This window comes from Methanobrevibacter millerae, from assembly GCF_001477655.1.
Lineage (GTDB): Archaea > Methanobacteriota > Methanobacteria > Methanobacteriales > Methanobacteriaceae > Methanocatella > Methanocatella millerae_A.
Genome location: NZ_CP011266.1, coordinates 2,315,046 through 2,340,077, shown reverse-complemented (window position 1 = coordinate 2,340,077; position 25,032 = coordinate 2,315,046). Strand labels below are relative to the sequence as shown.

The following is a 25,032-nucleotide window of genomic DNA, read 5'->3' as shown; positions in this document are numbered from 1 at the left end:
TTAGGAAATATTATCTGTTCTCTATGGTTCTAGTATTATTTTTAAGCATGTCTTTAGTATGTGCTGATGAAAATTCTACTTCAACATTAGAGGATGTCAATATAGATGCAAATGATATATCTATGTATTATAAAAATGGAACACGTTTAAGTGCAGAGTTAAATGATTTAAATGATAATCCTTTGCCGGATTGTGATTTGGTATTCAGTATCAATAATCAGAATTATACTAGAACCACTAACGATGATGGAAAGGCTTCAATAGCCATAAATCTGATTCCCGGAAAATACTTGGCAAATATATATTTTTTAGGAAATAACCAGTATTCTCCTTCAAACAAATCTGTTAATGTAAATGTTTTGCCTACAATAAGTGGAAATGATTTGGTTAAATATTACAAAAATGATTCTCAATACTTTGCCACTTTTTTGGGAAGTGATGGCGAGGTTTTGGATAATGAGGAAGTAACGTTCAACATTAACGGTGTGTTCTATACTCGTCACACCAATCAGAACGGTGTTGCAAAATTAAACATTAATCTGAATTCTGGAAATTACATATTGACAGCATACAATCCACGTGACGGATTCTCATTTTCAAATTATATTCGTGTTCTTTCAACCATCAACGGAAGCAATCTGAATAAGATTTACAGAGACAGCCATCAATACTGGGTAACCGTCAGAGATTATTCGGGTAATCGTATGGGATTTACAAATGTTGAGTTCAATGTCAATGGAGTATTTTATACTCGTTTGGCTGACAAAAACGGTAATGCAAAACTCAACATAAATTTACCTGCTGGAAAATATATCATTACAGCCAACAATTTGCTTACAGGTGAGCTAACTTCAAACACAATTGTTGTCAATGCAAATTCCGAGACAAAACTGACTACACAAAACTATGTTTTCCAACAGAATGATGATGATACGATAAAGGCCAGATTAACCAACAAGTTGAATTATGGTGTCAGCGGCGAGACAATTGATTTGGTCATTGGCAATAACAAATATTCTACTGTTACTGATGATGATGGTGTAGCATGTTTCAATTTGAATTTGAAGCAGGGAAACTATTCATTAACATTTACTCATGATGCAAATTCAGTCTATGGAGCTTCATCAGCTAAATCAACAGTTGAAACATATGGTGGCATCAAGGTAAAAATTGTATGTGAAGATGCTTTGATTTTAATGAATAATGACTATGAAATAAAATTGTATGATAAAAACAATAAAGAATTTGCAAATCAGACTGTTTATATGGGAATTGGCTCAAAAGTTCTCTCAGCAGTGACAGATGACAATGGTGTTGCAAAATTCAATGTTGATGTTTCAGGAGGAATTTATAATGCCAGGATTTTTTATAATGGAACTGGATATAAATTCACATCAAACTTCTCTAAAATTTCAGTCATAGAAAATACAAAAACCCTTATAGTCCCAATGACTTTTCAGGTAAATGAAGGATGTGGTGATCAGCTATTTGCATGTTTGTATGTCGATTCCATCGTATTGCCTAATGAAAAGGTAATTATTGAAATTAATGGAGTAAATTATACTCGTGAAACTAACGAGAATGGTCTTGTAAACATAACTATTAATTTAAATGCAGGAAAATATTCCATAAAATATTATTATGCGGGTAATGATGAGTTTTTACCTTGTTCAAATTCATCAATTTTGACAGTAAATTCAAGAGTCAAAACTACCTTGACTGTTCTTACAGGTTCAACTTTCCATAAAAATTCAGGAATTACATATAACCTTGAATTAAAGGCAGACAAAGTATTGCCTAATCGTGAAATTACCGTTAAAATTGGATCTAAAACATATAATCAAAAAACAGATTCAGATGGTGTGGTGCATATTGACATTGATGATTATGCTGAAGGCTCATATGATGTTCAATACTCATTTGCAGGAGACAAGACTTATGCTCCATCTTCAGGCTCTGCAAAATTGGCAATAACCTCACAGATTGCATACGGCTACGGATATTGGGTATTATATAGCAATATGTATGACTTAAACCTTGCAAGCTTGGCTTCTCAGGGAACACAGCACATTTTCCTTCATTCATATGCATTTACAGCTTATGGGGAAAGCAGTGTTGCCTCCCGGATTAGGCAGGCAAACAACTATGGAATAAAAGTCCATATCTGGATGCAGATAGCTTATGACGGAGGATGGCACGGAATATCAAACAAGGACGGAACATATAACTATGATCTAATCAACTCAAAGGTCAATCAGGCAAAATACTATGCAAGCGTAGCCGGCGTAAGCGGTGTTCACTTTGACTATTTGAGATTCGGCGGAACCGCTTATAATTTCCCAAAGGCTGCTGAATCCATTAATTATTTTGTAAAGACTGCTGTTGATGCAGTTAAATCCATCAATCCTAACTGTTTGGTTTCTGCTGCATTAATGCCTGAACCGAATAATATGCTTTACTATGACGGTCAGGATTATTCAACTTTGACAAAATATTTGGACTTCGTTCTTCCTATGATTTATAAGGGTAATTACAATCAAGGCACTGCTTGGATTAAAAGCACGACTAAATGGTTTGTTGACAATTCAAACGGTGCGCAGGTATGGAGCGGACTTCAGGCATACAGGTCTGATGATGATATTACAAGACTGTCTGTTTCAGAGTTGACTGGTGATGCGCAGGCTTCCCTGGACGGCGGTGCAAGAGGTGTTGTCATGTTTAGATGGGGTGTTACAAACTTCATCAATTTTAACAGTTTAAAAATGTCTTAATCTAGATAAACCTATTTAAATTTTACATTTTAAAATTAGTTATTAATTTAACTAATTTCTTTTTTTATTATTTTTATATTTACAAGAGTTACTATTATAATAATCAAAGCTATTTTTTATTTAATTGATTTTATTTCGTTTCATTAATCTGATTTTAAATTTCTTTTAAATACTATAAAAAATATAAATAAGTTATAATTAAACACTTTTAATAAAACTAAAAGGTTGGGTTAATTTTGTTTGAATCATTGAAAAAGAAATTGTCACGAACAAGTGATAAATTAGAAGAAGAGCTTATTGAAGAAGCAAAACAAGAAGACAATCTTCAAGAGGAAGAAGGTAAAAAACGTTCATTTTTCTCTTTTGGACGCAAGAAAAAAGAAGAGAGTGTTGATGAGTCCAAATTGATTGAATCCGATGAAGAAACTTCCGGTGAAGAGAAACTGGCCGAAGAGAAAAAATCTCATTTCTGGTCTAGGGGCAAAAAGGACGATAAAAAAGAAGATGAAACTTCTGATGAAGAGCAATCTGTCGATGAGGTTGTTGGGGATGAATCTCCTGTGGAGGTTGAATCTCAGGATGAAGAAGAAATCGTTGAGGAACCTGTTAAAGAAGAGAAAAAATCTCGCTTCTGGTCTTGGGGTAGGAAAGACGATAAAAAAGAAGACTCTGAAGATAAAAAAGCAGAAGAAGTTTCTGATGAGGTTGAATCTGATGGTGAGTCCGTCGAAGAGGAAGTTCCTGATGAGGTTGAATCTGTTGATGAGGAAGTTTCTGCTGAAGAACCTGTAAAAGAGGAAAAAAAATCTCATTTCTGGTCCAGAGATAAAAAGGACGATAAAAAAGAAGAGGAAACTTCTGATGATGAAGAAGAAAAAGAAGAAAAATCACACTTCTGGTCAAGAAACAAGAATAAAGATGATGATTCTCCTGAAGGAAGTGGAGGATTATTCTCATTCGTTCGTGAAAAGACCATTTCAGAAAAACATGTTGAAGACACATTATGGGAACTTGAAATGGGCCTTTTGGAAGGGGACGTTGCAATGGAAGTGGCTACTGAAGTTGTCGATTCTGTAAAGGATGATCTTGTCGGCCGTAAAATCAAAAGAAGCAGTGACATCACAGAATACACTTACAATGCTTTAAGAAATGCAGTTGCAGAAATCATTGATGTTCCGGGAAAATCCATGACCGAAATGATTGAAGAGAAAAAAGCTCAGGGAGAGCCATTGGTAGTGATGTTTGTCGGTATTAACGGAACTGGAAAAACAACAACTATTGGTAAATTGGCTAATTACTACTTGAAGAAAGGATACACTCCAGTCATTGCGGCTTCAGACACATTCCGTGCAGGAGCTATCGAACAGGTTACTCATCATGCAGACAATGTTGGAGTAAAAATCATAAAGCACCAGAAGGGATCAGATCCTGCAGCAGTTGCATATGATGCAGTTGAACATGCAAAAGCACAAGGAAAAGAATTGGTATTGATTGATACTGCTGGAAGAATGCAGACTAATACAAACCTTATGGATGAAATGAAAAAAATCAAAAGGGTTTCCAATCCTGATTTGGTCATCTTTGTAGGTGATGCATTGACGGGTAACGATGCAACCCAACAGGCGGTAAAATTCAATGAAGCTATTGACATTGACGGTGTAATCCTGACCAAGGCCGATGCAGACAGTAAAGGTGGTGCATCATTATCTATTGGTTATGTAATCAAAAAACCTATCATGTTCTTGGGTATGGGTCAGGGATATGATGACATCATGGAATATGATGCTGACTGGATGCTAAATCAGCTATTCAGTGAGGATGAGGTGGCTGTTGAGGAATAAACAATGAAAGTAAATAAATTGATAATTGCTCTTGTTGCTATTTTAGTTGTTTTACTTATAATTGCAGCATCAGCAACTTTTTTGACCAACAATGGTCAGATTCAACCTGCCCAGGCAAAGGGAAATGCTTCAATAGCGGTTACAGGAGACGTAATGTTTGCACGTAACATGGCAGGTGTTTTAAGTATGGACAAATCCCCATTTGCAGGTGTTTCCAATGTATCATCAAATGTTGATTTGCTTATAATCAACTTTGAAAATGCAGCAACAAATTCTGAAAATGCAGTTAAAGGTGATGTTCCATTGAAATGTGATCCTAGTTACGTTCCTCTTGCAAAGGCAAACAACAATACCATTGCAACACTTGCAAACAACCATGTATGTGATTATGGTATTGATGGAATGCATGATACAATCAAATATCTCAATGATGCAGGCATAACTACAGTGGGTGCAGGTGATAATGAAGATGATGCTCATAAGGCCGTATCAAAAGATATTAACGGGCGCAACATTACTGTACTTAATTATATGGATTCAAACAATTTTGCAGAATACGGCTATGAGGCGCTGCCTTATGCAAACGGATCTTCACCGGGCTATTCTGCATACGATTCAGCTGATGCTCAAAAACAGATTTCTGATGCTCGTGGAAACGGTTCAGACTTTATAATTGCATCACTCCATTTTGGAAATGAATATTCAATGTCTCCAAATCAGGATCAGGAAAAAATAGCCCATGAACTTATTGACAATGGTGCAGACATTGTAATTGGAGCTCACCCTCATGTGCCTCAGGGAATTGAAATGTATAAGGGAAAACCAATCTGCTACAGTTTAGGAAACTTCATGTTCGATTTGGGAACAGAATCAACATTGAATGATTATATGGTTCGAATAGATCTGGTTAATGATACCGGTGTATTGACTGTTTATCCGGTTACTCTCAGCGGATATTTGCCTTACCTGATGTCACCTGAAAGCGGAAAGTCTTTCCTTCAGAGTTTATCTCCACAGTGTGACCAGTTAAACATCACTGAAAACGGAACAGGAAAATTAGTATTTAATTTAACAGAGGATAATAAATAATCCTCTTTTAAATTTTCAATGGTCCGATATATTCATATCCTTTCAAATCTTTTTTATTTTCAAATTTAAATTCAAAAGTATCGGGATTTGAAACATATAAATGGGATAGTGCTATTCCTATATCAACATCATTCCATTTTCCAAGTATCTTTCTTTTCACGATGTTGTGTCTGACCTTATAGACATCAAATCCATCATCTGTGTGCTTGAAATACCATGGCTGTGAGTTGACGGCTGACGGTGCCAGCTGTGCAGGTATTAGCCTTTCATCTTCACTATCTGAGATTTCTGATAATCCTTTTCTTTTGAACTGTGAAATGTCTCTGGTCAGGTCATTTGATTTTCCAAAAGCTATTGTGATTACAAAATCCGGTTTGTTTTCTTTGATTGATGCCATGCCAACCCAGCAGCTTCCAATATCCAGGCTTTGAAGAAATAGGCTGAGCTGCTGAAATATGAATCCGATATTAACACCATAATTTTCTTTTTTCTGGGAATATAATGCTAAGTAATATGGTGCATTCCATCTGGTTCGTATGTTGAGCTCATCTTTTGTCAAAATTTCATATGAATAGTTGATTTTTGAGTCCAATGGCTTTACGTTATCCATAAACTCTCTGATTGCACTCATGTCAATTTCATCATCACTATATTTTCTGCAGGATTTTCTTTTATAAATCTGGTCTGACAAGTCCATTTTACCATTTCCTTTTTGCTATAGCTTTCAAACGCTTTTTTTCAATATCCTTTCTTTTGTCTGATTGGTATTTCTTCTTCTGGCGATTGGTTGCTGTTTGAAAGTTAGGCATTATTGTAACAAGGTCAATTGTGTTTCCATGACATGCAAATATTAGCTTAAGCTCTTTGTAATCCTTGTTTGCTGGCGCTTCATATATTACCTCATATTCATCATTTCCGCTTTTTTCATATCTCAATGGCTCTTCATACATTACCGTATCGACAATATATTCTCTTTTAATTCCATTTTGGGCGAGTCTTTGATTGAAATGAGTATTTTCAAAGCACCAGTCTATACTTTCAGTATCCCCAAGAATAAATTTGTCAAAAACTTTCATCATATTAAGGTTGATTTATAGATTAAATAAATATATTGATTTTCAAATCTATCTAAATTTTATTATTAATTATTTAAATAATGAATAAACATATATTATTATTATGAGTGAACATGGTCAATGGGATTCATCTTTATCATTTATTTTTGCAATGATTGGGGCGGCAGTTGGTTTAGGTAACATCTGGCGTTTTAGTTATGTGCTTTATTCTAATGGTGGAGGATCATTTTTTATCCCATATTTAATCGCAATAGCCATAATGGGTATTCCTTTTTTGATATTGGAATATGCAGTCGGTTTCAGTTTTAAGGACTCGTTTTCCAATATTTTGAAAAAAATCAACCCAAAATATGAAGTTATTGCCTGGATTTTAGTATCTTTTGTTTTTATAGTAGTTATTTATTATATGGTTATATTGAGCTGGGACTTGGTATATCTTTTATCTAGTTTCACATTCGGATGGGGAACGGATACTGTATCATATTTCACCCATACTGTTGGTGGAAGCTCTAATTTAGAGTCAGCAGGATTTTTACTAATCCCAACAACTATATGTGTAGCATTATTGTGGGTTGTATTATGGTTCATTTCCCACAAAGATGTTGATCAGGGAATAGGTAAATTTTCAAAAGTCCTCATTCCTTCATTATTTGTCATAATGGGATTTATCATTATTTATGCATTAACATTGCCTGGTGCCGGAATAGGTATCAATACTCTTTTGACACCTGACTGGTCAAAATTACTTGATGTTAACATTTGGCTTGCGGCATTTGCACAGATAATCTTTTCATTGAGTATGGGTCAGGCTATTGCTGTAACTTATGCTAGCTATTTACCTAAAAACTCTCGTTTGACAGATAATGTTTTAATTGTTGTTGCATCAAACTCCCTTTTTGAAGTATGTACCGCATTCGGTGTATTTTCAATTTTGGGATATATGTCTCATACAGCCGGAACGCCGATGATACAGCTAATTACTGAAGGTACAGGTCTTATATTCATTGTTTTCCCTATGATATTCAATATTATGGGGCCAATTGGACGTGTGCTTGCACCATTACTGTTTTTAGCAATTTTATTTGCAGGAATAACATCAGCTTTAGGATTTTTGGAACCAATGCTCAATTCACTTGCAATCAAATTAAACATGTCCCGTAAAAAAGCAGCAACAATATTGTCCATTATTGGATGTATATTCTCATTGATGCTGACTACAGGAATAAGCAGCTATCTGGTTGGAATCATTGACAGTTTTGTAAATGAGTTTGGAATATTGATTCTCATCGGTGTTCAATGTATCATATTCGCATGGTTCTACGGCTTGGACAAGTTCATACCAATTTTAAATGAAAATGGTATATTAAAAGTTGGAACATTGTGGAAAACAGTTATTAAATATATTTTGCCTATATTTTTAATCGTAATTTGGGTAATCGGTATTATCAAGCTATTTGGTAATGCAGCACCTTTCGAATTGATGATTGATGCCATTATTATTGTGGCAGTTTTAGTTGTTAGTTTTGCTTTAACCAGATATAAAGCAACCAACTAACTCTTTTTTTTATTTTACCTGTTATCTTATTTAATCTTTCAAGTATTTCCTCAGATGTTTTGTATATGTAGTATGGTCGCAGTATCAGCGTTTATTTAAGAGGTATCTCTTTTTTATAATATTTTGGATCAATTTTGATTATTATGATTGAATCTATTAGCGAATCGTTATTGATTAGGACAAATTTTGCATATTCAGCTATTATTTCCAATTTTTTGGTGTCTGTGAAGTAACTTTGATTTTCAATGTTGTTGATGATATTTCCACTTCTAATATATGCTATGTCCATTCTTAGATTTCTTTTGTTTAGTGTTATACTTCTGTTTCTACCGGATGGATATATTCCTCATCTAGTATGAAGTAATCATGTATTATTTCGCTTAATTTGATGAAAGCATATTTTGTTGAAATATCTATATGATTGTGTAATTTTTTCATTATAATCGCCTGAGTTATTATAATATTAATTAACAATCCATATAAATCTTATAGTTCAAATTAAAGCAATATTATTCTTTAAAAAAAATTTTACTTCGTTAAAGCAATATTTTAATAAAGGAGAAATGTTTCATCAATTGGTGTGGGCTGAAAGATACCAATTCACCATCAAATTGTATCTTTCATTAAAGTTATGGATTGGTGATGGTTATAGATGTTTTTAGCTTTGTACGGTTACGGTGTTTGCCACATTCAGTCCGTTGTAGCTTGAGGTTATTATGTATTTTCCGGCCTGCAAGTTAATGTTGAGTTTTGCAATACCGTCAGCATCGGTTGTTCTTGTGTAGAATACTCCGTTGATGTTGAATGTTACTTTTTCGTTTGCCAGTGGTTTTCCTTCACCGTCAAGTAATGTTGCTGTAAATGGATTTGGTGTGCCGTATTTTTTGGTTAAATCCTGTGCTTTTATTGTTGGAAGTACTTTGATTTTGTTTGATACTTTACAACCAGCATATTCAGCGGTTATTATATAATCTCCAGGGTTTAAGTTTATGTTCATTTTTGCGATTCCTGATTCGTTGGTTGTTCTTTCGTAGTATACTCCGTTTATGTTGAATGTTACTTTTTCTCCTGCTCCTGCAATGCTTCCATCAGGTTTTATTAGTTTGACAGTGTACTGTGTCGCGTTCTTGTAGTATTTTGTAATGTCTCTGTTTTCTGTTATTGTTGGCAGTATTGTGATGTTGTTTGCTGCGTTTTCTCCGGTTATTGGGTTGATTGCTGTTAGTATATATTTTCCTTGTTGGAGGTTTAGGTTTAGCTTTGCAACACCAGATTCATTAGTTGTTCTTGTGTAATAGACACCATTGATGTTGAATGTGACCTGCGTATTTTTAAGTACTTTTCCAGCATTGTCAGTGAATTTCGCATAATACTGGGTTGCGTTTCTATAGACTTTAACAACATCTTTTGCTTCAACTGTAGCTTTGATTGTTATATTGTTTGTTTTAAACTCTTCCTGGTATCTTGTTGTGATTGTATGTATTCCGCTGTTTAAATTGATTGCAATTGATGCTATTCCTTCATCATTGGTTTTTCTTGTGTATGACTGTCCGTTGATTGTAAATAAAACTGTTGCATTTTTAAGAGTGTTACCGTTTTTGTCAGTCAGTTTTGCAGTAAACCTTGATCCGTCCTTGTAAATCATGACTAAATCTTTAGTTTCAAGATTATAGTTTGTCCTGATTTCAATGTTGTTTGTTTTAGTTAAGTTTTGGTATGCTGTTTTTATTGTGTAGTTTCCAGGAGCCAAATTAATTGCAATAGATGCTACACCCTGATTATTAGTAGTTCCCGTGTATGTTTCATTTCCAATTGTGAATGTAACTTTCCTGTTTGTTAATACATCACCGTTTGTATTGGTTAAGGTTGCTTTAAATGTTGAATTGTCATGGAAATACATTTCCAAGTCCTCAGTTGTTAATACTGGAGGATATTCTTTCACTGTAATCCTGTTTGTTATTGATACATTTTTATATGTTGTTTTTATTGTGTATGTTCCTGCTGGCAGGTTAATTGTCACTGACGCTTCACCATTGCTGTTAGTAGTTCTGTTATAGTCATCACCATCAACATTGAATGTAACCACTTTGTTTGATAGGATATCTCCTTTACTGTTTTTCAATGTGATTGTGTAGTTAGTACCGTCTCTGTAGTACATTTCGATATCATTTCCGGTTATTACTGGTGCATATTCTTTTACTGTGATTTTATTTGTTGTTGAAGCGTTAGCATATGTGACTTTTATTGTGTATGTTCCTGCAGGCAGGTTAATTGTCACTGACGCTTCACCGTTGCTGTTGGTAGTTCTGTTGTAGTCCCTGTTGTTGATATTAAAGGTAACAATCCTATTTGATAAGATATCTCCTTTGCTGTTTTTCAATGTGATTGTGTAGTTTGTGCCGTCACGATAATACAATTCAACGTCATTACCTACGATTACAGGTTCGTAGTCTTTAACAGTAACTTTGTTGGTTGTTGAAGCGTTTTTATATGTTGCTTTTATAGTGTATGTTCCTGCCGGTAAGTTGATTGTTATTCTTGCAATACCATTGGAATCAGTTATTCTGGTGTAGTTTCTGTTGTTGATATTGAAAATCACATCAACATTGGAAATCGGAGTTCCCTGAGTATTTTTCAATGTGATTGTGTAGTTTGTTCCATCACGATAATACATTTCCACGTCACTGCCTGTTATTACAGGTTCGTAGTCTTTAACAATAATTTTATTGGTTGTTGAAACATTTCTGTATGTTGCTGTTATTGAATAAACTCCTTCTGGTAGGTTGATTGTAATGGATGCAATTCCATCTTTGTTTGTTGCTCTTGTGTAGTTTTCACCGTCTATTGTGAATGTTACATCGACATTGATTAGTGGGGATCCTTTAGTATTTTTCAGGGTTATTGTGTAGTTTGTTCCGTCACGATAATACATTTCCACATCGTTTCCTGTAATTACTGGTGCATAATCTTTAACAACGATTTTGTTGGTTGTTGATGCATTTTTATAAGTTGCTGTTATTGTGTATGTTCCTTCCGGCAGGTTGATTGCAATGGATGCGATACCATCTTTATTAGTAGTTCTTGTGTAGCTTTCACCATCAACAGTAAATATTACGTTTACGTTAGTTAATGCGATTCCTCTTGTGTCTTTTAGGCTGACAGTGTATTTGGTACCGTCACGGTAATACATTTCCACATCTTCACCAGTGATGATAACTGGATAGTCTTTAATCAATATTTTATTGGTAGTTGATGTATTGATGTAGGTTGTTTTTATTTCATGTGTTCCAGGTGCTAAGTTTATTTTAAGTGATGCAACACCATTTTTATCTGTTGTTCTTTGGTATGTGTTATTATTGATTGTGAATGTGATTATTCTGCCGCTTAGTGTGTTGCCGTTTCCGTCTTTCAGTGTTATGTTGAATGCGGATCCGTCACGATAATGCATTTCCAAATCATTTGCGGTTATTGTGTAGTTGTCGTTTTCCCGAACATTAATTTTATTTGTTAAGGTTTCTGTTTTGTATTTGGCGGTTATTGTGTAGTTTCCTTTGTTTAGTGTTAAAAATATTCTTGCAATACCGTTATTATTAGTTTTGTTGATGTATTTTTGGCCGTTAACAGTGAATGTAACCTCTGCATTTTTGATATTGTTGTTTCTTCCGTCAGTTAATTTGACGTAGTACTGGAATGTTTCGTTGTCGTATACTTCAATATCTCCTACAGTGGTCATGTTTATATTTTTAAGCACTGTGAAAGTATTTTCTGCTGTGTAATTATTATATTTTGATGTTATTGTGTAATTTCCAATCGGAAGTGTCAGTGTCAGTGCCGCTATTCCTGATTGATTGGTTGTATGAGTGTATTTTTTGTTGTTAATGCTTATTGTAATGTTTTTTCCGGCAATTCCGTATCCGCTTTCATCAGTTAACGTTACATAGATTGTTCCGCTTTCTCCGTCATAAGTCAATACGTCATAACCTGTAAGATTTGCCAATTTGTTGTTTTCATATGTTGTGTTGAATGTAGTGTAGTTATAGTAGTCATCTCCTTCGTAGTAGACGAATATGCTGTTGTTGAATCTGTTGTAGTTTGGAGCAAATGTTGCAGTTCCATTGGTCAGGTTTAATTGCTGCAATTGATTGTTAATATATAAGTTTACTGTTCCGGTTGCATTTGACGGATTGACTTTTACTGTGATTTTATCCTCTTCAACAGTCACATCCATTGTTGTGTCATGTTTTTTAACGCTTATTGTGGTTGTTACTGTTGAGTTTGCGTATTTTTTATCTCCAGCGAAGAATATCGTAATGTTGTATGATCCTCCTGTGAGGTTTTCCAATGTAACGGTATTGTTTCCGTTTTTTAGATAGATTGTTTCTGTTTTATTGTTTATTGTCAGATTGGCCTCTCCTGCAACTTCACCTTCCGGTGTGAGCGTGACTGTAATCGTTTCACTTTCACCCGCATTAATGTCTGATGCATTTATTGTGAGGTTTGTTTCATATTTTTTAATCTTGAAAATTACTGTTGCGTTTGATGATTCGTAGTTTTCATTTCCAATCAGTTCGACTGTTATTTTTAAATCTCCGCTTGCAAAATTGGTTAACCTTACATAAGTGTTGTTTCTGATTGCAATCTGGTTAACGGTTGTTTGATTATTCTCATCGGTAATGTAGATATGTCCATCTTTAACGGAATATTTGCTTGTGTTTAAAAAAATTCTTCCAATAGCTCGCTCGCCATAATAGACGTCAGGTATTTGCAGTGTCATGCCGGTTGGTTTTTTGTATACTGTGAAATTCTGATGGTGAATGTATTTGAAGTAGTCTTCATCTCCCTCATAGCGTATGATTAAGTCATATGTTTTTGCCTGCATGTTAGGGATTGTTAGATTTGCTTTTGTGTTGTTTATCTCTGCAGTGTATTTTTTACCGTCCAGAATTATTGAAACGTTTCCCGTTGGCTGGTTGGTTAAGTTTCCGGTTACGTTCATTATAAATATTGCATTATCTTCATAGTAAATGTCTGCTGCCTTAATGTCCATGTAGCTTTTGTTTTTCCCGACATCGATTTCTGCAATGCATTTGCCCCCGCCCATTTCTGCTGAAATGATATATCTTCCTTTCGTTGATGTGTAATTGTATGGAAATGTTACCTGTCCGTTCGTTAATTCTTTTGTGAAGTTGATTTTATTTCCGTTTTCATCATAAGTGTATATTGTTACATTTGCTTTTGGTAAAAGTTCGTAGTTGCTGAATTCTTTTCCGCTTGCAAGTTTCAGTTTTAATGTGATGTTTCTCACTTCATTTAAATTAAGAGCATAATAGTCCGGATCGAATGCTAATATGAAATAGTCGTTGACCGGGAAATTGGTGTCGATTGTATATGGGTCTGCGTTCAGGCAGTAGTAGTTATTGCTCATGTATGCATTATTTGGATTGTTTGTGTATGCGTAAGTGTATGCACTTAGATATCCTATAGAACTCCAACGGTGTTCTTTGTGTGGAGAGTTAATAAAGTAATTATTTGTCACATTCATTTTTCCATAATTAAAAATAGTAAATGATCCACCTACAACTGATGAAAAATCTTCATATTTTCCAGACATATTATCAAATATTGTTTTTGATATTGTTAAATCTCCTAAATTATATATTATCCCACCATACGTTCCATATGCACCACCGCCACCTATTGATGTTCTTTTTGCTATTGTATTTTTTATATTTGAATTATGTATAATGCAATTTCCATTTTCATCGTTGAATATTGTCTCACCATAATTCATACCAGTATATCCTTCATTATTTGCATAATTTTTATCTAATATTGTGTTGTTTATAATTATTTGTCCGTTGTTTGCTATTGCTCCACCATACGCTGCAGTTGATTGTGTTATGATTGAATTGTCAAGTGTTAATGTTTGGTTATTGTATATTGCTCCACCATGGGTAATTTGTATAAATGTATTTTTTCCAATTTGAATGTTATTTAAATTTGCTTTGGAATTATTTATTGTGGTATTTTCAAGAGTCATTTTTGCATTGTTGAATATTGCTCCACCCATTCCTCCAGAACTTTCAGTATTGATGAAATTTGTACTATTTACTGTCGCATTTCCTTCATTGAATATTGCTCCGCCGTAATATGAGATTATATTTCTGAATTGGGACTCACTAATAGTCAGGTTATTTGTGTTATATACTGCACCACCATTTAAGAAATAATTTTTACTTTCATAAGTTGTATATGTTGTTTTTTCTCTGTATCCGGTATATGATTGATAGATTGTGTTTTCAGAGATTTTATTGAATTCTGATGTATTTATTAATATCTTTAAAGTATTTGTTGTTATGTTTTCAAATAATGTTTTTTCAAGTTTTAAGTTTCCGGTATTGTTTATTGCTCTTGTATTAATGTTTGTAAAATTTGTGTTTGTTATTGTTGCACTATTGAGATTATATATCACTCCAAGCTCTTTAATTGTAAAATTATCTATTTCTATTTCTTTTGGATAATCAAAGTTATCAAATACTGAATTGTCGATTTGTAAGTTTCCAGTGTTATATATTAGCCCAATTTCGGTATAGTAATCTTTAAGTAAGGATATTTGCGCATTTGAATAGTATTCTTTCATGTTTTTGAATGTTGAATTTAATATTATTAAGTTTCCAGTATTGTTTATGAATCTTGTGTAAGAATCTTTAAATGTACAATTTATAAAAGTTAAATTGCCGTGGTTTTTGAATAAATAACTTGAAAAATTAGTAAATGTCATATTAATGAATGTTACATTGGAATTTATTTCAAATAAATGACTGTTTTTGTTCGCATTAATTGCTGCATTATTTCCGATTATTTTTAGGTTTTTATTTACATTAATGGTACTTGATTGGGTTGGATTTGTAAATATGGGTGTTGTTTGTATGTTTATATTTGTTAATATTATTTCATCGTTTGCACTGGCCACATTAATTGCCTTTTCTAAATATTTGATTGAATTGTTCCATGTGTTATTTGAAGTATATTTTATTCCGTTTTTGTCTCTGATGATGATTGCTTGTGTTGTCAATGCTTTTATTTCGGGTTCCAATATTTTTTCAATTGTCAATGTATTTGTATCCCATGCAGTGTAATGTAGTCTTATTTGTGTCTTGTTTTGAATCTGGCATGTAAATGTTGCATTAAAAACATTATTTCCATCTTGATTAAATGTTGTGTAGTTTATTTGATTTACCGGTACTGTTCCTACATTTTTATTGTTTTCATATATTGTTATCGGTTCTTTTATAAAATCATAAATTTCAGGTCCAAATGAGAGTGTTCCATTAAAATATATGTAAAACGTTATATTTCCAGTCGTTTCATAATCTTTTGTATCATTAATCTCCAATATAAATTCAGTATCTGGATCATCATAGTCAATATATTCATTATCGCTTGAAATTAGCTCATCATCATTAGTTGCACTAATCAAATCCGTAGAATTCTCATCAATGGCACTAACGTGTGGTAATGTGAATAAAATTATCAGAATCATTATGAAAATAATTGTTTTTTTCATTTTTTTATCTCCAATGTAATTGTTTTTTTTTTCAATTATATTAATTATAAATATTAGTTTACTAATATATTAAAATAATGTATTCAAGAAAGCTTAATTTTTTATAATTTTTATTTGTTATTGGATACATGAAAATATTTTCGTAAAAAAAATAATGGGGGAAACTCATGCAAAAAAAGTTATTGTTTATTTCAATAATGTTAATAGTGCTTTGCAGTGTAAGTGCTGTAAGCGCTAGTGAAATTAATGGTACTGATGATGCCGTTGGTGTGGATAGTGATGTATCTGCACCTTGTGACATTGTGAGTGCTAGTGAAATTAATGGTACTGATGAAGTTGACAGTGGTGATTTATTGTCAGCACCTTCAACATCAACAGTTACTGTTTCTACGTGGTCGAATTTAAAGAGTGCATGTACAAATGCTACTCAATATGATACAATTTACGTTAGTGGGGGTATAACTCCACCAAGTACAAAAGGTCAAATTTCAATAAATAAAAATGTAATTATTGAAGGATTATCTGGTTCTTATATTGGTGGTTCTTCAAGTAACAATGTTGTAACTGTTAATTATATTCCATTTTCCACAACAACAAATGGATTAAACATTACTTTTAAAAATCTTAATTTTCAAAATATTAACCTTCAAAACCCTAATTTTTTTACTAGTGGTGTTTTAATGTATTTTGCAGGTAATGGGAATTATGCATGTGAAAATTGTAATTTTAATAATATTAATGGTACCGGAAATAAACAATCCATAATTTATTTAAGACAGGGTGCTGGTGATATTACAAATTGTAATTTTACTAATAATGTTTTAAGTTTTGGAACAATTACTAATTTTTACTCATCTTCTAGCTCAACAGTAAATAATGCAAGAATGTCAATTAGTGATTGTAGATTTACAAATAATTATGGGTCATATGCTCCTGGTGCAATTAACAATTGTGGATATATGGATATACAAAATTCAATTTTTGAAAATAACGGTGCTGATAAGTGGGCAGGTGCTGTTCTTTCATTTTCAAATGCAACAACGAATATTGTAAATTCATCATTCAAAAATAATGTTGCAGGATGGAATGGTGGCGCAATATACACATATAGTATATTAAATGTTTCAGATTCTACTTTTGAAGGAAATAATTGTACTACTAATAATGGTGGCGGTGCAATTGGAGCATTATCTTATGGTAGTACTTATAATGTAACTGTTGATAATTGTATTTTTAAAAATAATCATAATTTGGATTCTGCAGGTTATGGTGGAGCTATATCTGCTATGGATGCAGGATATTTCCATTTATATTACAGTACATTTATAAATAATACTGCTACAACAGGTAAAGCTATTGCAGTTCGTGAAGGCGAATATATTGATGATAATCATACTTGGGATGAAAATGTTACATTAGGAAATCCTGTGTTTGGAATAGCATATAATACTTTTGTTGATGTTGAAGCACATAGTAATGATGTAAATATTGCTTATGTATCAAATAATGCAAGTTATATTGCAGCACACAACAATACATTTTATACTCCTTCTGAGTATGCTAATTTAGGCAATCAACAATCAAATATTTTTAATAATGAATTGCTTGGCCTATCTGTCGATGATGTTGAATTAATTGGTGACAGTCAAGATACTCCACAATGGTCTATGGATGGTTTTGATTCTTCCAATTCTATGGAATCACCTTATGGAGGTGTTTCAAATGGAATATTGTCTTGGAATAAGAGTTATGCGGATATTTTTTCGTTAGTGATTGATAAAGATGGATACTTAACAATTGGTCAAATAAATAGAATAGATTTTTTAAATAATGAAGGTACTGTTGAAAAATATATGCTTGTGAAACAGGCTGACTATCCTCAGATGGAGAACCTTAAATTAAATTGTTACAATATTGCTATTTCTTCTGAAAATATTATTAATGTTATGGGCTATGCGCATACATCAAATATGGGTAATAATTATGAAGCATTTTATATTCTTCCGGAAGATTACAATAGTCCTGGAGAATTTAAAGTTCGTTTTGAATCAAGGACTTATCCCGACCTTACGGGTACTAATTTCCATTGTGTTTATGTTATAGAAAACAATGAAATTAATTATATTTGTATTTCTGATGGATATCTTGCATTTTACACATATAATAGAGAGTTCAGTGAGACTGATTTCTCATATCATAACTCTTATGATTATAGTGACCAACACCATTTTCCTCCTCTTTTAAATGTTATTGTTGCTAATAATAAAGCATGGGCTACTTCTTCTGATAGTTTTATTATATATGATGTTTCCAATAATAAAATAAATTCAATCAGTGCTCCAGGTATTGTTGGAACTCCTGTAGCAGACTCTAACGGAAATGTCTATTTCTTTACAAGTGACAGCATTTCAAAAGCAGATTCCACAAATGGAGTTACAAAAACCCAGGCTGTAACTGGCGGAACTGGTTCCAGAATGGCTATAAGTACTACCAACAAGGCTTTATACTCCGTTAACTCATTAGGTACTTTATACAAATATTCCTTAGCTGATTTGACTGAAAGTGAAGTTTATGATATCGGATCTACTGCTTCCACAATCATGACTGATGCTAATGGTATCATCTATGTAGGTAGTGATGACGGTAAGTTCTATGCATTTGATGATGAAGGTAATAAAAAATGGATGGTTGACACTGAATCCAATTCTGCAGTCAAAAACTGTGCAATGGATAATGAAGGTAACATTTACTTCTACACTGCAGAAAACAAAGTTTATGCAATCAACCAAAAATTAGAAGATGCTAATTTAACATTTGAAACAAATGACACATTCACCACTTTAGACAATATTACTTTCACTGCAAATATTAATTCTACTTTAGACGGTCAAAACATTACATTTACCGTTACAGGAAAAGATGTTAATTATAAAAATGAATATAATGCAACAATTGCTGATGGTGCTGCTTCATGGAACATTGGTGCTTTAGGTGCTGGTAACTACGAAGTAGAAGCTAAATATAACAGTGACGGTACCTATGCAACTAGCATTATTGCAGCTGATTTTGAAGTATCTAAAGTAACTCCTGAATTAAGTGTCAATATTAATAATGCTACAGTATTTGAAAATGCATCCATTACTGTAACATCAAACAACTGCAAAGGCAATGTAACCGTTAAAGTAGGCGATGAAACTTATGAAGATGTAGTCATTGGTGAAGAATTTATTTTACCATTATTACCTGCGGAAATTTATGATGTTACTGTAACATACAATGAAGATGATGTTTATACAGAAGCAGTAAACGATACTGAAAAATTAGAAATTAGTAAAGTAACTCCTGAATTAAGTGTTAATATCAATAATGGAACTGTATTTGAAAATGCATCCATTACTGTAACATCAAACAACTGTGAAGGTAAAGTGACTGTTAAAGTAGGCGATGAAACTTATGAAGATGTTGTCATTGGTGAAGAATTTATTTTACCGCTTTTACCAGTAAACATATATGATGTTAGCGTAACATATGTTGAAGATGACAATTATACAGAAGCAGTAAACGATACTGAAAAATTGGAAATTACTAAAGCTGATGCTATAATCATTCCAGACGTTGTTGCTGATGCCGAAAAATCAACAATCACCCTAGATTTACCTGAAGATGCAACTGGTTATGTTTTAGCTGATGTTAATGGAACCGGTTATTATGCTCCTGTAAAAGATGGTGAAGCAGTTATTTCAATTCCTAATTTAGAACCTGGAAATTACACTGCTGAAGTAACATACTTAGGTGATGACAACTATAACAATGCTTCCTTTGAAGTTCCATTAAATATTCCAGAAGAACCAGTAATTGAACCAAAAGACCCTGAACTCAAAGCAACTGCAGAAAACACAACTGTAACTGTTACTGTTAACAAAGACGCAACAGGTGGTGTAATAGTAGACGTTGACGGTACAACTTACTATGCAGAAATCAAAGACGGTCAAGCAATAATCGATGTTAAAGGCCTGGAAGCAGGCAAAGACTACACAGCAACTGTAACCTACACTGGTGATGATAATTTCACAGAAGATGAAACTACTGTTGAAATAAGTATCCCTGCTGAACCAATAGTTGAACCAAAAGACCCTGAACTCAAAGCAACTGCAGAAAACACCACTGTAACTGTTACTGTTAACAAAGACGCAACAGGTGGTGTAATAGTAGACGTTGACGGTACAACTTACTATGCAGAAATCAAAGACGGTCAAGCAATAATCGATGTTAAAGGCCTGGAAGCAGGTGAAAACTACACTGCAACCGTAACTTATGTCGGTGATGATAATTTCACAGAAGATGAGACTACTGTTAAAATCAGTGTTCCTAAAGAGGAAGAAATTGAACCTGAAGATGCTAGCATGACTGTTGATTCAACCAATTCCACAATTACTGTTGAATTGCCTAAAGATGCAACAGGATATGTATTAGTTGATATTGACGGTAAAGGATACTATGCAAAAGTAACTGACGGTAAGGCAACTGTTGATGTTGCTGGCTTAGATGCCGGTAACTACACTGCTACAGTAACATACACTGGTGATGATAACTACAAAGCAAACACAAGCAGCGTTGCTGTAAGCATTCCTGAAGAAGACGAACCAATCCCTGAACCTGTAACTCCTGAAATGACTGTTAAAGTTACAAACACAACCATTGAAGTAACTTTACCAAAAGACGCTACAGGTAACGTATTGGTTGATGTAAACGGTCAAGGTTACTATGCTCCTGTAAAAGACGGTAAAGCAACAGTAAACGTAATCGGTTTAGATGAAGGAAACTACCCTGCAACTGTAACATATGCTGGTGATGACAAATACACCAATGCAAGCAAACCTGCTAGTGTAACTGTTCCTGAGGATGAAGAACCAACACCTGAACCAGTTAATCCAAAAGCAGACATTAACGTTTCTGATGATGCAGTTAACGTTGAATTGCCAAAAGATGCAACCGGTTACATGTTGGTTGATGTTGACGGTAAAGGTTATTATGCTCCTGTAAAAGACGGTAAAGCATCAATTGATTTACCTGAATTGGCTCCTGGAAATCACACAGTCACAGTTACATACACTGGGGATGATAAATACAAACCTGCTACTGCTAATAAGACCGTAACTGTTGAAAAAGAAATCATTACTGTTGTTAGTGAGAATTTAACTAAAATTGAAAAGGCACCTGATAGATTTGAAGCTGTATTCACTGATAGTGATGGTAATGCTTTGGCTAATAAGGATGTTACTTTTGGATTAAATGATATTACTTATACCAGAACCACCGATGCAAACGGTAAGGCTGGAATGAACATTAATTTGGTACCGGGTACATACTCTATTAAGACTACAAACCCTGTTACCAATGAAAGTGTAACAAATACTATTACTGTATTGCCTAGATTTACTGAGGATTCTGATCTTGTGAAATACTTCCGCAATGACAGTCAGTATGTCTTGAAAGTTTTAGATGATAATGGTAACCCTGCTAAAGCTGGTGAAATTGTCACCTACAACATCAACGGTGTATTCTACAACCGTACAACCAATGCAACAGGTCATGTAAAACTTAGCATCAACTTGCCTCCTAAAACTTACATTATTACTGCTGAGTATAAAGGATGTAAGGTTGCTCACAATGTTACTGTTTTACCAACATTAACTGGTAATGACCTTACCAAGAAATACGGTCAATCTGGTGCTTACGAAGCAAAATTAGTTGACGGTCAAGGTAAAGCATACGCTAACCAAAAAATAGAGTTCAACATCAACGGTGTAATGTATCAACGTACAACCGATGCTAATGGTGTTGCAAAATTAAACATTAACTTGCAAGCTGGAAAATACATTATTACTGCTTCTTACGGACAAGCAAGAATCTCTAATACTGTAACCGTAACAGCTTAAACATGAGAAGTTTACATAAACTTCTCAACTTTTTTTTCTTTTTTCACAATTAGGCATTACTTTTATAAACTATTTTTTACAAACCTTTAAATGTCTTTTAAAATTTTATTTTGGGAGATTGATTCACTGCAAAGGAGGTGAAAATATAAGGTTAGGCAGTAAATTATTGTTAATATTGTTGTTGTTTGCATTAATGTTGGCTCCAATATCTGCTGAAGATGTCAAGGATGTGAATTCTACATTGGAGATATCTCCGGTCAACAATATTGATGATGCTAATGTCTATGACTACTTTGATATGGATAATGTGATGACTGAAGAGTTTTCCAATGCAACTTATGTTTTTACAGAAAACCTTAAGGATTATGGTGTTTTAACAATTGAAGCTCCAAATACTGTATTTACGGCAAATGATGGTGTTGTTTTGGAAAATATTGCTTTTAATGTCAAAGCTCAAAACGTCACAATAGAAAACATCACATTGGTTCTAACCGAGTCATTTGAGGACAATGACGGATCTGCAATAATGATTCAATCAGACAATGCGACCATTCAAAATGTCGTTTTGGATTATACTGCACCGAAAAACACTGAAGCTTACGGGATTCATGTCAACGGTAAGAAATCCAATTATATCAGCACAACCCGCCTGATTAACAATACCATCTGTTTTGTTGCAAACAATGCTCAGGGCAATGATAACTTTGGAATCTGGCTGTATTACACAAACAATACTTTGCTTGACGGTAATACTCTTATTTCATCTTTTCCATTGCGTACGGTTGACCATGATAGCGGATTGATGATTGGGGACTCTGTTGCAGGAATTGCTGTTTTAAACACTGAAAACCTCAACATTACAAACAATTATGTATTTGTAGATGTCAACAGAGCAACATTAACGGCAGACCCTACATTGGACGGAATAATCATAAAAAATGGTAAAAACATTCTTTATGCAAACAATACCTTTGAGATGGAGGATTTCGCAACTGCTATCGGTGTGCCGAACTATCTTTACGGACTTGATATCTATAATGTGGATAACATGCTTATTAAATCAAACAATTTCTCTGTAAAGACTCAGGGTGGTGTATACAAGGCAGGTACCGCTTATCCTATTCAATTGACAGGACCTCTAAGCAATGTTACAATTGATGATAATGATATCTATTCAATATCTAATGGACCTAATTTGGGAATATATTCCACCAATTATTGCGGTTCGACTTCTTTAAAATTGGTCAATAACCGTATCAATGTAACAGGTCTTGCAGGTGAGGATTCCTGGGCATTGGTGGCAGGTATTGAGGTTCAGGATGACAATGACTATATAGTAAACAATACTATTGCGGTATCTTCTATCGCTCCGGTCGGCGATAATGACAATTTATATGGTATAAGTTACCGCCAAAAGCTTGAAGGGGAACATACTTTTGTCATTAAGGACAATGTGGTTTTCAGCAATTCAACAGTTGCAGTATATCTCTATGATTCTGTTGGGTCTGTAATCACAGACAATATTGTCGTTTCATCCAAGGAAGGAATTCCTGATTCAAGCTATGAGGGATATAAGGAAGGTCCCGGCTCTCACAGCGGAGATACCTATTACAACAATAAGGTATTGAGCGAATATGAGTATTGGGTTAACTATAGGCATATGAATGAAGTTGACGGTGGAGAAAATACGACTTATGTAACTCCTGAAAATGTCAACAACAGAACCAATAACATTGATGCTTCAGATGTACCTGGTAAAAACGATAATCCCGGATTTGACAATAATCCGTTTTACAATGGAAGTTCCACAAATACGGATAAGCCGAATGTACCAACAAATCCTAATGACAGGAACAATGACAATACATTCTCAGATGATTTCAATGAAAATGCGGTCAATCCTGGTGATGAGGAAAATGACAATCCGTCCGGCGATAATCCTGGTGACAGGCCTAGGGATAATGATGATGTAAATCCTGGTGACAGGCCTAGACAGCAAGAGGACATGGTAAATCCTGGTGACGAGCCGATTGAAAATCCGAGTGAACCTGTTGAAAATCCTGGAGATGAATATGTTGAGGATTCCGGAAGCAATACCAATGGAAATCCTGGAGACCAGTCAACCCCGAACCCGTATCATTATGATGAAACACAGCATATAAACGGTACTCGTGTTGATAATGGTGGAGTGACAGAGTATAATGAGGGAGTAAGTTTGTCTGAAACCAAACAGAATAATGTTACTTCAAATACGGATTCAGGTTCCACAAATACAAATTCCTATGGTGGTCAAAATTCAATTTTAGTTAACACAACTACTGACTCACCGTCAAATACCGGTGAAGATTCAGCTGCAAGTTCAGAAAAATCTTCTACTTCATCAAATGTTGAAAGTGTGGGATCTGAAAATCCTGCAAGTGCAAATTCTGTTGCAAAAGCCTATGAAATATTGGATAATATTGTTAAAAATCCTCAAAGTCTAGTATTACCAGCACTTTTAGGATTTATTGCTTTAGCATTATTGTTCGTAGGTTATAAACGTAAATCTAGAAAGGATGATGAATATTAATCATTCATCTTTTCAATATTCTTTTTTTAAAATTTATGCATTTTCATATATATTGTATAATTTAAATTTACTAATTTTCCATATTTCTTAATTATTATTAATAATGTAGTTAATTATTTGAATTAATTTACTAATGATTAGGTATTTTATTATGCATAATTTTTATTAAAATGCATAGAATAATTTTTTGAAATTAGAAAGAAAATTTTGTATTGCAGTACACTACATAATATACTTATAAAAAGTATTGTACTATAGTACATAACATATTTATAATGGATATTGTATTTTCATACTTAGTAATTTAAAAAAATAAATAATAATGTTTAATTAGGACTTCTAAAGAAAAATTAATAAAATATTATGCAAAACAATGAACTGATATTTTAGTTTATAATCATTTAAAAAACATAAATTATAGTGTTTTTCGCAAAGTTTGGACCATTATTGTCTAAATTATATACATATCAATACTCAATGCTAAATGAGTATTTTTTTACAATCTAACTAAATTAAATGTTTTTTGGTATGTGATTTTTAGTAACTCAAATTAAAAATATTTGGAAATATGCTATAGATTAAAAAATAATCCTGAAATAGAATTAAAAAAATTTTTGCATAGTGG

The 25,032-nt window shown here is 33.5% G+C and carries 11 protein-coding genes; 6 read left to right on the top strand and 5 right to left on the bottom strand.

The genetic code is table 11. The annotated features are described in order from the left end of the window. Window positions 1–23: 23 nt before the first annotated feature. The 3 genes from SM9_RS10585 (at window position 24) to SM9_RS10575 (ending at window position 5,701) form a co-directional block, all read left to right on the top strand. The gene (locus SM9_RS10585) at window positions 24–2,771 is read left to right on the top strand and encodes a hypothetical protein (RefSeq protein WP_058740105.1); all 2,748 of its coding nucleotides are present in this window, start codon (window positions 24–26) and stop codon (window positions 2,769–2,771) included. A gap of 296 nt (window positions 2,772–3,067) precedes the next feature. Next, window positions 3,068–4,612 carry a signal recognition particle-docking protein FtsY gene (gene ftsY, locus SM9_RS10580; protein ID WP_394326125.1) on the top strand — a complete coding sequence of 515 codons (1,545 nt, stop codon included), beginning with the start codon at window positions 3,068–3,070 and terminating at the stop codon, window positions 4,610–4,612. A gap of 3 nt (window positions 4,613–4,615) precedes the next feature. Then, window positions 4,616–5,701: a CapA family protein gene (locus SM9_RS10575; RefSeq protein WP_058740103.1), complete on the top strand. Its 1,086-nt coding sequence runs from the start codon at window positions 4,616–4,618 to the stop codon at window positions 5,699–5,701. Window positions 5,702–5,708: 7 nt separating this feature from the next. Here SM9_RS10575 and SM9_RS10570 read toward each other — a convergent pair whose 3' ends face one another. Both SM9_RS10570 and SM9_RS10565 read right to left on the bottom strand, forming a co-directional pair. Beyond that, on the bottom strand, window positions 5,709–6,398 hold the full coding sequence (locus tag SM9_RS10570) for a nitroreductase family protein (protein ID WP_058740102.1): 690 nt from the start codon (window positions 6,396–6,398) through the stop codon (window positions 5,709–5,711). Between the two features lies 1 nt (window position 6,399). Further along, window positions 6,400–6,777 carry a DUF4258 domain-containing protein gene (locus SM9_RS10565; protein WP_058740359.1) on the bottom strand — a complete coding sequence of 126 codons (378 nt, stop codon included), beginning with the start codon at window positions 6,775–6,777 and terminating at the stop codon, window positions 6,400–6,402. A gap of 103 nt (window positions 6,778–6,880) precedes the next feature. On the opposite strand from SM9_RS10565, the gene SM9_RS10560 reads away from it, so the two are divergent. Further along, a complete protein-coding gene (locus SM9_RS10560) occupies window positions 6,881–8,332 on the top strand; it encodes a sodium-dependent transporter (protein WP_058740101.1) in 1,452 nt (483 codons plus the stop codon). Window positions 8,333–8,423: 91 nt separating this feature from the next. Here SM9_RS10560 and SM9_RS10555 read toward each other — a convergent pair whose 3' ends face one another. From SM9_RS10555 to SM9_RS10550, 3 genes are all read right to left on the bottom strand, one after another. After that, window positions 8,424–8,621, bottom strand: coding sequence for a hypothetical protein (locus SM9_RS10555; protein ID WP_058740100.1), 198 nt, complete (start codon window positions 8,619–8,621; stop codon window positions 8,424–8,426). A gap of 23 nt (window positions 8,622–8,644) precedes the next feature. After that, window positions 8,645–8,770 carry a hypothetical protein gene (locus tag SM9_RS12535; protein WP_269744788.1) on the bottom strand — a complete coding sequence of 42 codons (126 nt, stop codon included), beginning with the start codon at window positions 8,768–8,770 and terminating at the stop codon, window positions 8,645–8,647. Between the two features lie 220 nt (window positions 8,771–8,990). Then, window positions 8,991–15,899: an Ig-like domain repeat protein gene (locus SM9_RS10550; RefSeq protein WP_058740099.1), complete on the bottom strand. Its 6,909-nt coding sequence runs from the start codon at window positions 15,897–15,899 to the stop codon at window positions 8,991–8,993. 167 nt (window positions 15,900–16,066) lie between these two features. On the opposite strand from SM9_RS10550, the gene SM9_RS10545 reads away from it, so the two are divergent. Together SM9_RS10545 and SM9_RS10540 are read left to right on the top strand one after the other, a co-directional pair. Beyond that, window positions 16,067–21,838 (top strand): Ig-like domain repeat protein, encoded by a 5,772-nt coding sequence (locus tag SM9_RS10545; protein ID WP_058740098.1) that lies wholly within the window; start codon window positions 16,067–16,069, stop codon window positions 21,836–21,838. Between the two features lie 118 nt (window positions 21,839–21,956). Beyond that, window positions 21,957–24,407 (top strand): right-handed parallel beta-helix repeat-containing protein, encoded by a 2,451-nt coding sequence (locus SM9_RS10540; RefSeq protein ID WP_157064732.1) that lies wholly within the window; start codon window positions 21,957–21,959, stop codon window positions 24,405–24,407. The last annotated feature ends 625 nt before the right edge of the window (window positions 24,408–25,032 follow it).